The 12,443-nt window shown below is 64.3% G+C and carries 10 protein-coding genes; 3 read left to right on the forward strand and 7 right to left on the reverse strand.

The window, feature by feature from the left end:
- Positions 1-21: 21 nt before the first annotated feature.
- Entirely contained in the window at positions 22-1,617 is a 1,596-nt protein-coding gene (locus tag ACQY6T_RS08095; protein ID WP_428630173.1) for an AMP-binding protein, read from the reverse strand.
- Between the two features lie 11 nt (positions 1,618-1,628).
- A complete protein-coding gene (locus ACQY6T_RS08100) occupies positions 1,629-2,393 on the reverse strand; it encodes an enoyl-CoA hydratase/isomerase family protein (RefSeq protein ID WP_428630175.1) in 765 nt (254 codons plus the stop codon).
- A gap of 293 nt (positions 2,394-2,686) precedes the next feature.
- Between ACQY6T_RS08100 and ACQY6T_RS08105 the strand changes: the two genes are divergently transcribed.
- Both ACQY6T_RS08105 and ACQY6T_RS08110 read left to right on the forward strand, forming a co-directional pair.
- A complete protein-coding gene (locus ACQY6T_RS08105) occupies positions 2,687-4,852 on the forward strand; it encodes a TonB-dependent receptor (protein ID WP_428630176.1) in 2,166 nt (721 codons plus the stop codon).
- Between the two features lie 54 nt (positions 4,853-4,906).
- Positions 4,907-5,668, forward strand: coding sequence for an SDR family NAD(P)-dependent oxidoreductase (locus ACQY6T_RS08110; protein WP_428630178.1), 762 nt, complete (start codon positions 4,907-4,909; stop codon positions 5,666-5,668).
- 4 nt (positions 5,669-5,672) lie between these two features.
- Here the strand turns inward: ACQY6T_RS08110 and ACQY6T_RS08115 are convergent, their stop codons facing one another.
- The 3 genes from ACQY6T_RS08115 to ACQY6T_RS08125 form a co-directional block, all read right to left on the reverse strand.
- Positions 5,673-6,539 (reverse strand): SMP-30/gluconolactonase/LRE family protein, encoded by an 867-nt coding sequence (locus ACQY6T_RS08115; RefSeq protein ID WP_428630180.1) that lies wholly within the window; start codon positions 6,537-6,539, stop codon positions 5,673-5,675.
- 91 nt (positions 6,540-6,630) lie between these two features.
- Complete coding sequence (locus tag ACQY6T_RS08120; RefSeq protein ID WP_428630182.1) at positions 6,631-7,449, reverse strand: IclR family transcriptional regulator; 819 nt, start codon at positions 7,447-7,449, stop codon at positions 6,631-6,633.
- 167 nt (positions 7,450-7,616) lie between these two features.
- Positions 7,617-8,498, reverse strand: coding sequence for an alpha/beta fold hydrolase (locus tag ACQY6T_RS08125; protein WP_428630184.1), 882 nt, complete (start codon positions 8,496-8,498; stop codon positions 7,617-7,619).
- 188 nt (positions 8,499-8,686) lie between these two features.
- On the opposite strand from ACQY6T_RS08125, the gene ACQY6T_RS08130 reads away from it, so the two are divergent.
- Positions 8,687-10,015 (forward strand): spinster family MFS transporter, encoded by a 1,329-nt coding sequence (locus ACQY6T_RS08130; protein ID WP_428630186.1) that lies wholly within the window; start codon positions 8,687-8,689, stop codon positions 10,013-10,015.
- Here ACQY6T_RS08130 and ACQY6T_RS08135 read toward each other — a convergent pair.
- Entirely contained in the window at positions 10,012-11,124 is a 1,113-nt protein-coding gene (locus tag ACQY6T_RS08135; protein WP_428630188.1) for an acyl-CoA dehydrogenase family protein, read from the reverse strand. The genes ACQY6T_RS08130 and ACQY6T_RS08135 overlap by 4 nt on opposite strands.
- 12 nt (positions 11,125-11,136) lie before the next feature.
- Positions 11,137-12,318 (reverse strand): acyl-CoA dehydrogenase family protein, encoded by a 1,182-nt coding sequence (locus ACQY6T_RS08140; RefSeq protein ID WP_428630190.1) that lies wholly within the window; start codon positions 12,316-12,318, stop codon positions 11,137-11,139.
- Between the last annotated feature and the right edge of the window lie 125 nt (positions 12,319-12,443).

Raw genomic sequence — 12,443 nt, forward strand, 5'->3', positions numbered from 1 at the left:
TCGGGTCGGATGCGGCGCGGGTCAGCCCACCGCAGCCTGCTCGGCGATTTGGGCGCGCGCGATGTCCATGCCGCTGCGATAATCGCTCTTGCCGCTGGCATGGCGCGGCATTGCGGCGACGCGGATAATCGTGCGTGGTTGTTTGTAGGCGGCGAGGTCCTGCGACAGCGCGGCGCGCAGCACCTGATCGTCAGGACTGTCGCCCGCTTCGATCAGCGCGGTGACGACTGCCCCCCATTTTGGATCGGGCAGGCCGAACACCATGGCGTCGGCAATGCCGTCCACGCGCTTGAGCGCTTCTTCGACCTCTTCCACGAATACTTTTTCGCCGCCGGTGTTGATGCACATGCTGCCGCGGCCGAGCAGGCGGAACCGCCCGTCGGGCAGTCGTTCAGCCATATCGCCGGGGATCGCATAGGCAGTGCCGTCGATGGTGCGATAGACGCTGGCGGTCTTTTCGGGATCGCCATGATAGCCCGCGCCGAACGGTGCGCGCCGTGCGAGCCAGCCCTGCCCGACCTCGTCGTCGGCGAGCACGCGATCGCTCTCTTGGTCGATGATCACCGTTTGCTGTCCGGGTTCGAACAGCCCGGTCGGGGTAGCGCGATCCTTGTTAGTGATCGCGAAGCCGAAACCCGACGCTTCGGACGCGCCGAGGATGTCGAGCAAGGTCAATTCCGGCAACGCCTGAAGCAGCGCGCTCTTCACCTGCTCCGACCACATCAACCCGGCAGAAGAAATCAGGCGCAGCGCCGAAAGATCCCACCGGCCCGGGTTCGCCAGCAGCGCATCGGCCATCGGCCGGGCAAAGGCGTCGCCGACGATCAGGATACGCGTGACCCGGTGCCGCTCAGCCTCGCTCCACAATTCTTCGGCGCTAAAGCGATCCGACGGCAGCAGCACCGCCGTACCCCCGACAAGCAGCTCGGCAAGCGAGCTGTTGAGACCAGCGCCGTGCATCAAGGGACATGCGGGCATCACGCGCCCGGCGGTGCCTTTCAGGACATGCGCGCGATGATCGTCCATGCTGGCAGGCGCCGTCCCCGCGACCGGCGATTCAAGCTGCGAACGCCGCGCGTCGGCCGACCGCCACATCACGCCCTTTGGCCGCCCGGTAGTTCCACCGGTATAGAGAAGATAGCCGTCGTCGGGCGAGCGCAGGATGCCGAGCGGCGACGCATCGCCCTCGATCACGATGCCGTCATAGTCGCCATCGCTGCCGATCTGCACGGCATAGGTCAGATGGTCGATCGCCCCCCCAATCAGCGACGCCACGACAGGACCGAATTCATCCTGATAGAAAAGCCCGGCCGCCTGACAGTCGCGCAGCACATATTCGATCTCGGACGTCGTGTAGCGATAGTTGAGATTGACGTGGGTCAGCCGCGCCTTGAACGCCGCCGCCGCAATTTCGATAAATTCGGGGATGTTTCGCGCGAGGATCGCGATACGCGCGCCGGCGGGCAGCCCTGCCGCCAGCATCGCGCGCGCCAGCCGGTTGGTGCGCGCATCGAAATCCGCCCAGGTCGTGACTTGATCGCCGCGAATGATCGCCGGCCGGTCGCCCGGCACATTCGCTGCGGTCGCGTCCAGCAGGTCGCCGAAATTCCAGTCCATGCCGATGATCCTCAGCGGCCCTGAAAGACCGGCGCGCGCTTTTCGACAAAGGCCGCAACGGCTTCTTGCGCGTCGTAAGAGGTCGATAGCTTGGCGGTATTGCCCTGTTCATAGATATAGCCGTCACGCAGCGTCATATTTTCGATCGTGCGCATGCTGTCCTTGGCATAGCGCGTCGCGAGCGGGCTTTTCGCCGCGATCACGGCGGCCATGTCCATGCAATAGGGCAGCAGTTCGTCAGCGGGCAGGCAGGCTTCGATGATGCCGCGGCGATACATTTCCTCGGCCGGGACGCGGTATCCGGTCAGCATCATGCGGCGGGTCAGCGAATGCGGGATGATGCGTGCGGTATGCTTGCCGCCTCCCATCAGGCCGACGTCGATTTCAGGCAGGCCGAACACGGCGTTTTCGGACGCGACAATGATGTCGCAGCTGGACACGAGACCAAGCCCCGCGCCGAGCGCCGGGCCGTTGACGGCGGCGATCACCGGCTTGGCACAATCGGCGATGGAATAGGCAACCTCGCGGACCACGCGGTTGCGGTTCCATCGCTTGCCGGGGATCGACAGGTCCGGCCGGTTCTTGAGATCGGCGCCGGCGCTGAAACATTTGCCCGCGCCAGTCAGCACCGCGACACGCACATCGTCGCGGTCGTTGAAGCTGTCGAAAACGTCGGTGAGTTCCTGAAGCATGTCGAGCGCGGCCGCGTTGACCGGCGCATTGTCGAGCGTGACGAGCGCGACATGATTTTCGATTTCGGTGCGAATGCTGCTCATGTTCTTGTCTCCCAGTTGTGCAGGGTCATGGCATCGGCGCATCGGGATCGGGACGCGAAAGCCGCGCGACGCGTCGAAAATCTCATTCTGGATTGAAAGCGCCTGAGCGGAATCGCGATTGTGATTTTTGCACCCTGCCCTGCGCCCGCATTGCTCTTCGCGCCGCAACGCCAGAACGGGGGCTGGCCGGTTCGTCATCGAACGGCAACACGATTTAAAACCCGCGCACCCCTTCACGGCGATCGCCCACCGGAGGACCAACGGACAGCGCGATTCACACCAGGGAGTGGACCATGACGAAACACTATAAGCTTTTGTTGGCGAGTGTCGGTTTTGCCGCGCTGATCGCTGCAACGCCCGCGTTCGCGCAGGACGAAGAGACGGCGCAGGACGAGGCCCAGCAGAGCAGCGGCGGCCTCACTGACATCATCGTGACCGCGACCAAGCGCGGTTCGGCCCAGAACGTCCAGGACGTGCCAATCGCCATCACCGCATTCGGTTCGACCGAACTCGACAGCATCCACGCGCGTTCGATCGCCAGCGTCAGCTACGCCGTGCCGAACGCCTCGCTGGAAAGCGTCGGCACGACCCCGGGCTACGCCAATTTCTCGATCCGCGGCCTGGGGATCAACAGCTCGATCCCTTCGATCGACCCGACCGTCGGCGTCTTCGTCGATGGCGTTTATCTGGGGGTGAGCGCGGGGGTGTTGTTCGATACCTTCGATCTGGAGGGCGTCGAAATTTTGCGTGGGCCGCAAGGTCTGTTGTTCGGTCGCAACGTGACCGGCGGCGCGGTGCTGCTGCGCACCACGACCCCGTCGAACCGTTTCCGTCTCGATGCCAAGGCCGCCCTTTCGACCGGCCTCGAAAAGCGCGCGAGCATCTCGGTGTCAGGACCGCTCGCGGGCGACGTGCTCAGCGGCAAGGTCGCGGTCTATTATAATGACGACGACGGCTGGTTCAGGAACGACTTCGACGGCAAGAAGATCGGCGGCAGCGAAACGCTGATCGTCCGCTCGGCGCTGCGCCTGCAACCCAACGACAGTTTCGACCTGGTGCTGCGGTACGAACATGGCCGCATTCGCGGCGACGGCCCCGCGGTAACGAACCACGGCCTGTTTCCACGCGACAGTTTCCGCGTGAACCAGAATTTTGCCGGCTTCGTCAAAACCGACTGGGATCAGGGCATTGCCGAACTCAACATCGACACCGCGTTCGGCGACGGCAAGATCACCAATATCGCCGCGGTGCGCGCGCTGAGCAACGATTCCGGCGCCGATGTCGATGGCTCACCGGTGACCAGCCTCCATTCGCGCAACAACATCGACCAATGGCAGTTCAGCAACGAGCTGCGCTACGCTGGCACCTTTGGCGCGTTCGACGTCACGACGGGTCTGTTCTACTTCAATCAGGACATCAACTATGCCGAACAGCGCCTGCTGTCGGGCGGCGCGCTGACCGTATCGGGTGGTGGTCGCCAGAAACAACGGACCGGCGGCGTCTTTGCAACGGTCGACTGGAACCTGACCGACATGCTGACGCTCAGCGTCGGCGCTCGCTATTCGGCGGAAGAGAAAGACGTCCAGGTTCGCTCGATCGGGGTCGGCGGGTGCAATCTCGACACGCTGCGCTGCAGCTACGACTTTCGCGACAAGGACAATTGGGGCGGCTTTACCCCGCGCGTCGGCGTCCAGTTCAAGCCCAGCGAGGACACGCTGCTCTATGCCTCTTTTGCCAAAGGCTTCCGCAGCGGCGGCTACAACTTCCGCAACCTCAACCCCAATGTCGCTCCGGGTCCGTTCGATCAGGAAAAGCAGGATGCTTATGAAATCGGCCTGAAGCAGGAAGTGGGCGGTTTCGCGCGCATCAATCTCTCGGGCTTTTACAGCCGGATCAATGGCACCCAACGTGAATTTCAGGCGCCGTTCGCGCCGTTCGGCAACTTCCAGATCATCACCAATGCGGCCGATGTATCGATCAAGGGGATTGAGGGCGAGCTGTTGCTCAAACCGGTTGCGGGCCTGACGATCGCCGGACAATTCGGCTACACCAAGGGCAAATATGAAAAGATCCTGTTCGATCTGAACGCCGATGGCGTGATCAACGACCGGGACTTTGCCCTGAAATTGCCGCGTCTGTCGCCGTGGAGCTATGGGGGGTCGATCACCTACGCAACCGCCATCGGCGGCGATTTCGACGCCGAAGCCCGCGTCGGTGCGAACCATCGCGATGCCGCTTTCTACAACGACCAGAACACCGGCTTGCTGCGCGCGGCGACAATGGTCGATGCCAGCCTGGCGGTAACGCACGGACGGGTAAAGCTGTCGGTTTACGGGAACAACCTCCTCAACGAGGCGACGTTCGGCACCGAAGCGCCCCTGCCCTTTTTCGCCGGCTCGACCTTCTCGCCGCTCAACAAGGGCCGGACCTACGGGGTCGAAGTCGGTTACAAATTCTGATCTCTCTCCCACTGGAGCCCGCCAAAAGCGGGCTCCATTTTTATGGGGCCAAGCATGACGAAACAATTCGAAGGGCGCGTCGCGCTCGTCACCGGCGCCTCGCGCGGGCTCGGCCGGGAAATCGCACAGCGTTTTGCGGCAGCCGGTGCGTCGGTGGCGCTACTCGACCGGAAAGCGCATTGGTCCGACGACCTGGTTACGGAGATTGCAGCAGCGGGCGGCAAGGCGATCGCGCTCGGTTGTGACGTATCCGACCGCGCCGCGCTGGCCGAGGCGTTCGAGAGCGCCATCGCGGCGCTCGGCGGCATCGACATCGTCGTCAACAATGCGATGTGGACCAAATATGCCGCGATCGAGCATATCGACGAGGATAGCCTCGACCGGATGCTGGGCGTCGGTATCGCCGGGATCATCTGGGGCACCCAGGCGGCCGCTGCCGCGATGCGGGCGCGCGGCGGCGGATCGATCATCAATATCGCGTCGGTCTCGGCGCATCTCGGCCTGCCGAACGCGATGGTTTATTGCGGGGTCAAGGCCGCGGTCGAAGGCATGACCCGCTCGTCCGCCATCGAACTCGCACCCGCGGGTATCCGCGTCAACGCGGTGGCGCCATCGACCGTCGCCACCGAAGGTGTACGCGCCATGCTCGACGAAGCGACTTTCCAGGCGCGCGTGGCCAGCACCCCGCTCGGGCGCCTCGGCGAAACGTCGGACATCGCCGAAGCCGTGCTGTTCTTCGCCGATCCCGCGCGCTCAGGCTTTGTGACCGGTCAATCGCTGCTCGTCGACGGCGGCATCTCGATCGCGCTGCGTTGATCGTTCAGCGATAAATGCCTTCTGCGATCCCGGGGACATCGAGTCCCCGGATCGCGGTGATCCGCCCGGCATCGGGATGATCGGCCACGATCCGATGCCCCGAATTGGCGATGCTGGTGAGGTAAAGAATGTCGAGGTTCGGCCCGCCAAAGGCCGGGCACGACGGATAGGGCAGCGGCACCGGGATCGAACGCAGCAGCTTACCGTCGGGCGTGTAGCAACCGACCGCCTGCGCCAAAACCAGCGCGACCCATATCCGCCCTTCGGCATCGACCGTCGCACCGTCCGCGCCCGATCCATGTTCGCGGCAATCGACCAGATCCTGTCGCTGGCCGACCTTTCCACTCACCTGATCATAGGGATAGCGGCGCAACATGCCGTCGAGACTGTCGGCGAAATAGAGCGCATCGCCCGTGGGCGAAAAGCAGATCGCATTGCCGATGCCGATCCCCGTCTCCAGACACGCCGTCGTGCCGTCGGCGTCGAGCCGGAACAGCGCCGCCGTCCCGATCGCCTCGCCCGTCCGCATCGATGCGGCGAGGAAGCGGCCAGCCCGATCGGCCTTGCCGTCATTCAGCCGCGTCTCCGGTGCCATATCGAGGCTGGCGACGCGTTCGATCTGCCCACTTTCGGCAGCAAAGCGATAAAAGCCGTCGGCCAGCGCAACGATCAGCCCGCCCTCGGCGAGTCCGATGCTGCCGATCGTGTGATCGAATGTCCATTCGGCCTGATCGCCGCCCTCGGCATTGCTCGAATGCAGACGTCCTGCGGTCGAATCGACCCACCACAACCGCGCGCTCCGATGGTCCCAGAGCGGGCTTTCGCCGAGTCCGGCAACGCCGACGTCCAGCAGATCGATTTCGATGGGCATAAAGTCTCCTCTTCCGGCGCGACGATAGATGTCGGCGCGCCGGACACGCCGCGCGGCGTGCAGGGGTTGGGCATTATTTCAAATGGAATGGCTACTCGGCGGCGATCGCATAGTCGTCGACGTCCTCGTCACCCGTATCGACTGCGTCGCGTTGATCCTGCGGGAAGCGTCGGTGGAATTCGGCGATCGTGTCGCGCATCAGTTCGACATATTCGGCGCGCCGGGGCGACAGGCGGTCGGTCGTCCCGCCAATTCCGATGACGAGCGGGATACCGTGGATGCTTTCACCCAGCGGCATTGCGATCGACGCGATGCCCGGCACCGGATGCTCGGGCCAATAACAATAGCCAGTGTGGCGGATCCAGCGGATCCGGCTCATCACATCCTCAAGCGTGATCGCCTTGTCGGGATTCAGCTCGTAATAGTTGGAATAGCGGTAGATTTTGTCGATCTCGCGATCGCGCATCCGGCTCATCAACACCATGCCCGACGTCGCATCGAGCATCAGGCGCATCTCGCCGGGGTTGGGCGGACGCTTGTGCGGATGGTCAGGCACGCGCATCATCACATATTGAATGAACAGGTCGTTCTGGGTGGCGAGAACGACCGTTTCTTCGGTCTTGCGAAACAGCTCGTCGATCAGCCAGTTATAACCGCTGCCAAAGGCGACATGGCCGTAAAGCCAACTGCCGAGCGACGCGACCTGCAACGTCGGCAAATAGGTTCGCGTGCTGCGATTATAATTGAGATAGCCCTCGATCACCATGCTCTTGAGCAGGTTGGTCGTGCTCGATTGCGGATAGCCAAGCGCCGAGTAAATTTCGTTGAGACGCAGCGGCTGGCGGCGATCGCGGAACAGTTCGAGCACCTCGAACGTGCGCGAGGCCGATTTGACGGGTTTGCGTATCATCTCTCCACCTCAACGACTGCGGCGTGGAAGGCGCCATCTGTGGTTGACCAGTTTTGCCGTCCTGTGACGGTCTGTGATGCGGCCAGGATAACGTAACGCGGCCCGCGAGCCGCGAAAACCAGGTCGTCGAACTGTCATATCACATATGTGATTTCCGGTGAAGGCCATCAGCCCCGGTTGGCATTGGCGATATGTACGGCGATCCGTCGCCCCCAGCTAGTGCGGAGCCGCGGCGGCCCGTCATGCCCCATTGTCTCGTCAATCTCGATCACCGCGCCGGGAATCGCCGCGCGGGTTTCGGCTGCGCGCTCGTGCGGTATGACCTTGTCTTGCCGGCCGTGAAGGATGAGCGTGGGGACGAACAGCGCGCCAAGCGCCACACGCAGGTCGGGCGCTGCCAGGCTGGCGGCGAAGTGGCGTGCCGTGCCACCGCGATGGATACCATGCCGCCACGCGATCCGCGCTTCCGCGGCAATGCGCTCGGCGTCAAAATCCTGCGCCATACCGTTCGCCTGCGCGACGCCGAGCTGGCGGTCGACATAGGCAGCCTCGTCGGCGATATGTTCTGCCATCAGGCGATCGAGCGCGGCGTCGGGAATGACATCGGCCATCGACCGGCTCATCGCCATGATCAGCGACAGGCTTTGCACGCGATCGGGATGCAGGACGGCCAGTTGCTGCGCGACAAGGCCGCCGATCGAGCGGCCGACGAAATGCGCGCGGCCGATGGCTTCGGCATCCATCACCGCCAGGACATCGCGCGCCATATCGGCGATGCCATAAGGCGGAAGGCCATCCCCCGCGCCCAGTGCCGACGCCTTGATCGCCGGCAGGTCGGGAACGACATCGACCAGCGCCGTCGATCGACCGGTATCGCGGCTGTCGATGCGGATCGGGACAAAGCCCGCGGCGAATAACGGGGCGCAGAAATTATCATCGAAATCGGTCGACGGGCGTCCCGCGCCGGCGAGCAGGATCACCGCCGGGCCATCGCCCGCGATCATGCGCTCGTAAGAGATGCGGACCGCGCCGTTCGTTGCAAATGCCATGATCGCCTCTTCCCTTTCACCCCATCTGAGCGGTGCGCGCCGCCAGCGCGAGAACGAGCGCAGAGCGATGCGACAAATCAGCATGGGGATAATCGCACTGCTCGACGTCCGTCACCCTGCGTGCGGCCACCCAAAGCCTAGAGTGAAGTCAGAGGCGGACGGGCGACGCGCCCGCGATGGAGAGGCTTATGACCGGCGATACCACCACGATGTCCGACGAAATCGCGCCCGCACGCATGCCTTATGGCGCGCTGTTCCTGTTGATGATCGTCTATGCGTTCAACATGCTCGATCGCCAGATCGTAACGATCCTTGTCGAGCCGATGAAGGCCGATCTGAATATGGCGGACTGGCAGATCGGCATGATCAGCGGCCTCGCTTTCGCGCTTTTCTACACGCTCCTAGGTATCCCGCTCGCGCGGATCGCCGATCGCGGCAATCGCGTCGGGATGATTGCGATCGCGCTGTTCGTGTGGAGCGGGTTCACCGCGCTGTGCGGCTTGGCGCGTAACTTCACCGAATTATTGCTGGCGCGGATCGGCGTCGGCGTCGGCGAAGCCGGCTGCACCCCCGCGGCGCACAGTCTGATCACCGACTATGTCCCGCGCGAACAGCGCGGCCGAGCGCTTGCGCTCTATTCGTTGGGCGTGCCGGTCGGTTCGCTCGCCGGGCTCGTTCTCGGTGGCATCCTGCTCGCCACGCTGGGCTGGCGCGCGGCCTTCCTGATGGCGGGGCTTCCGGGGATTCTTCTGGCCGTGATCGTCTGGCTCGCACTCGATGAGCCACGCAAAAAGGTCGCCGCGGCGACGGCCGCGCCGCCGCCTATCCCCCTGAAACAGGTCCTCGATACGCTGCGCAGCCTACCGAGCTTCTGGTTCATCTCGTTCGGCACCGCGATGGGCGCCTTTGGCTACTATGGTCAGGCATCGTTTTTCGGCTCGCTCTACATGCGCACCCACACCGCAGGCATTGATGCGTTGGCGACAAGCTGGGGCGTACCGCCCAGCGTCTTCCTGGGAATCAGCCTCGGCATGATCGTCGGGCTTGTCGGCATGGTTGGAACCTTCGTCGGCGGCCATCTCGCCGATCGCGCGGCGCGGCGCGGCATCGCGGGCTATACGCTGGTGCCGACGATCTCGCTCGTCATCGCCGCGCCGCTGTTCGCGGGCGCTGCCCTCGCAAATACCGTCCCGCTGTCGTTCACCTTCCTCAGCTGCGCGATCCTCGTCCACGCGCTCAACTATGGCTCGGTCTTTGCCTCGGTCCAGACGCTCGTCCCGGCGCGGGTGCGCGCGATGGCGGCGGCGGTGCAATTGTTCGTCACCAACGCAATCGGCCTCGCGCTCGGGCCGCTCTTCGTCGGTATCGCAAGCGATCTTCTCTCGCCCACGCTCGGTAGCGAGCAAGGACTGCGCGTGGCGATGGCGCTGGTCGCGTTGCCGCTCGCGATCGGCTCTTTGCTGTTCTGGCTCGCCAGCCGCCGCATCGCGGCCGACGAAGCGAAGCAGGACGCCTAACGCGTCAGGTCCGCGAACCGTGCCTTGTGATGGTCGCGGTCGCCGTGTGCGAGGTCGAGCATCATCTGGCGGCGGAGGTGATGACTGACGATCAGCTCCTCGCTGGTGCCGACGCCGCCATGAAGCTGCACCGCCTGCTGCGTGACCGCGATCCCGCATTGGGCCACGCGGACCTTGGCCGCTGCGATCAACGACGCGGCATCGCCGCCGCTCGCGATCTGCGAGGCGGCAACCATCGTCAGCGCGCGCGCCTCTTCGCACGCGACGCTCATGTCGACGATCTTGTGCTGAACGACCTGAAAGCTGCCAATCGGCGCGCCGAACTGCTGGCGCGTTCGCACATAATCGAGCGTCGCGGCGACCGCCGCCTCCATCGACCCGACCGCTTCGGCCAGGTGCGCGACGATCGCAAGGTCGAGCGCCGCGTCGATGCGGTGCGCCGCCTCGCCAATTGCGCCGACCGGGATGCCCGTGACATCGGCCAGCGCCAGCGTGCAATGGCGGTGGCCGTCAACCGACCTAAAGCGCTGTACCACCAGCCCATCGGCATGGCCCGGGACGAGGAACAGGCTGACCCCCTCGCACTCGCCGGCCTTGCCCGCAGTGCGTGCGGACACCAGATACCAGTCTGCGTCTGCTCCATCTTCGACATGCGCTTTCGCGCCGGTCAGGCGAAAGTCGTCGCCGCTGCTTTCTGCGCGGGTCGCGATCGATGCCGTCGCATACCCCTCATCCTCGATCAGCGCAGCGGCGATACGGATCTTTCCGGCACCGACCTGTTCGAACAGCGCCGTACAATGGTCGCCGCCGCCCCGCATCAGCGCGGGCGCGAGTACGCAGTGCGTGACATAAGCGTCGGTCATCAGGTGGTGACCGACAGCTTCCATGATCGCCATGATCTCAATCGGCCCGCCCCCCAGCCCGCCCTCATCCTCGGCAATCGGCAGCATCAGCCACCCCAGTTCAGCCATCCGCGCCCAACGCTGCGCGGCACCTTCGCCAACATCCGACAACCGCCTCAGGCGGTCAGCCGCCCCCCATTCGTCCTCGCCAAAACGCTGCGCGCTGTCGCGCAGCATCTGCTGCTCGTCATTATAGGCGAACTGCATCGATCGTCTCCTTCAAAGCCCGAGCGCGCGGCGCGCGATGATGTTGCGCTGGATCTCGCTCGATCCGCCGTAAATCGTGGTGACACGCGAATAGAGCGCACCCTGCAGCGCAAGCGGCATGTCCTGCGGCAACGCGCCGCCATCGTCGAGCGCGGCGAAATGCTGCGCCTTCGGACCCAGCGCCTCGACCCACAAAGCCGTCGCCTGCTGCGTCAGTTCGGACCAGCGCAGCTTGACCATAGAGCCGCGCGCGCCTGAATCGGCACCGGTGGCGGCGTCGGCCATAAGGCGCAACACCATCGCCTGCACCCCCATCGCCTCGATCTCGACCTGCGCAAGTTTCGCGCGGAATTCGGGCTTGTCGAGCAGCGTACCGTTGGCGACCCGCCGCCGCGTCGCCGCCGCGCGCACCGCGCGCAACGTCTGCGGCAGGAACATCGCGGTCGCCGCAGCCACCATGCGCTCGCGGTCGAGGAGCACCTTGCCGTAATTCCAGCCCATGCCCTCCTCGCCGACGAGGTTCGCGGCGGGGATGCGGACATCGTCAAGGAATACCTCGTTGGTGTGATGCTTTTCGTCGAGCGTGCGGATCGGGCTGATGCGGATGCCCGGCGCGTCCATATCGACAAGCATCAGCGAAATGCCCTGTTGCCGCCGGGCTTCGGTCGATGTGCGGGCGAGGATGAACATGCGGTTCGCGACATGGGCATAGCTCGTCCACATCTTGTGCCCGTTGATCACATAATCGTCGCCGTCACGGGCGGCGCGGGTGCGCAGCGCCGCAAGGTCGGATCCAGCGCCGGGCTCTGAATAACCCTGGCACCACCAATCCTCGCCGCTGATGATCCGCGGCAGGTAGAAATCCTTTTGGGGCTGGCTGCCATAAGTGAAAATGATCGGGCCGATCAGTTCGAGCCCTTGGTGGAATTGCGACGGTGCGTCGGCCGCCGACGCCTCCGACCAGAAGATGTGAAGTTGCTGCGGGGTCCAGCCGGCGCCGCCATATTCCTTGGGCCAGGTCGGCGCACCCCAGCCGCGGTCGGCGAGGCGGCGCTGATAAGCGGTCAACGTTTCGGGTGACAGGCGCAGACCGGCGCGGACCGTGGTCTTCCATTCCTCGGGAATCGAGTCCGCAAAAAACGTACGCACCTGTTGCTGAAAGGCCCGGTCTTCCGGAGCGAGGTCCAGATTCATGTTCGCATCTCCCATCGATTGCAGCAGGCTTAGCCACAGCATCGTGCAGCTGGCTCGCGGGCGCGGCGCGATCGCGCCACTTTCCCAAATGTGATTGTCGAAGCACTCCGACGGCAGCGCTTCGC

Source organism: Sphingopyxis sp. (assembly GCF_965279725.1).
Classification (GTDB): Bacteria; Pseudomonadota; Alphaproteobacteria; order Sphingomonadales; family Sphingomonadaceae; genus Sphingopyxis.

Bases quoted from the DNA above. Each gene is read 5' to 3' on its own strand.
- ACQY6T_RS08095 (WP_428630173.1), bottom strand. From the start codon at position 1,617: ATGGACTGGAATTTCGGCGACCTGCTGGACGCGACCGCAGCGAATGTG.
- ACQY6T_RS08100 (WP_428630175.1), bottom strand. From the start codon at position 2,393: ATGAGCAGCATTCGCACCGAAATCGAAAATCATGTCGCGCTCGTCACG.
- ACQY6T_RS08105 (WP_428630176.1), top strand. From the start codon at position 2,687: ATGACGAAACACTATAAGCTTTTGTTGGCGAGTGTCGGTTTTGCCGCG.
- ACQY6T_RS08110 (WP_428630178.1), top strand. From the start codon at position 4,907: ATGACGAAACAATTCGAAGGGCGCGTCGCGCTCGTCACCGGCGCCTCG.
- ACQY6T_RS08115 (WP_428630180.1), bottom strand. From the start codon at position 6,539: ATGCCCATCGAAATCGATCTGCTGGACGTCGGCGTTGCCGGACTCGGC.
- ACQY6T_RS08120 (WP_428630182.1), bottom strand. From the start codon at position 7,449: ATGATACGCAAACCCGTCAAATCGGCCTCGCGCACGTTCGAGGTGCTC.
- ACQY6T_RS08125 (WP_428630184.1), bottom strand. From the start codon at position 8,498: ATGGCATTTGCAACGAACGGCGCGGTCCGCATCTCTTACGAGCGCATG.
- ACQY6T_RS08130 (WP_428630186.1), top strand. From the start codon at position 8,687: ATGACCGGCGATACCACCACGATGTCCGACGAAATCGCGCCCGCACGC.
- ACQY6T_RS08135 (WP_428630188.1), bottom strand. From the start codon at position 11,124: ATGCAGTTCGCCTATAATGACGAGCAGCAGATGCTGCGCGACAGCGCG.
- ACQY6T_RS08140 (WP_428630190.1), bottom strand. From the start codon at position 12,318: ATGAATCTGGACCTCGCTCCGGAAGACCGGGCCTTTCAGCAACAGGTG.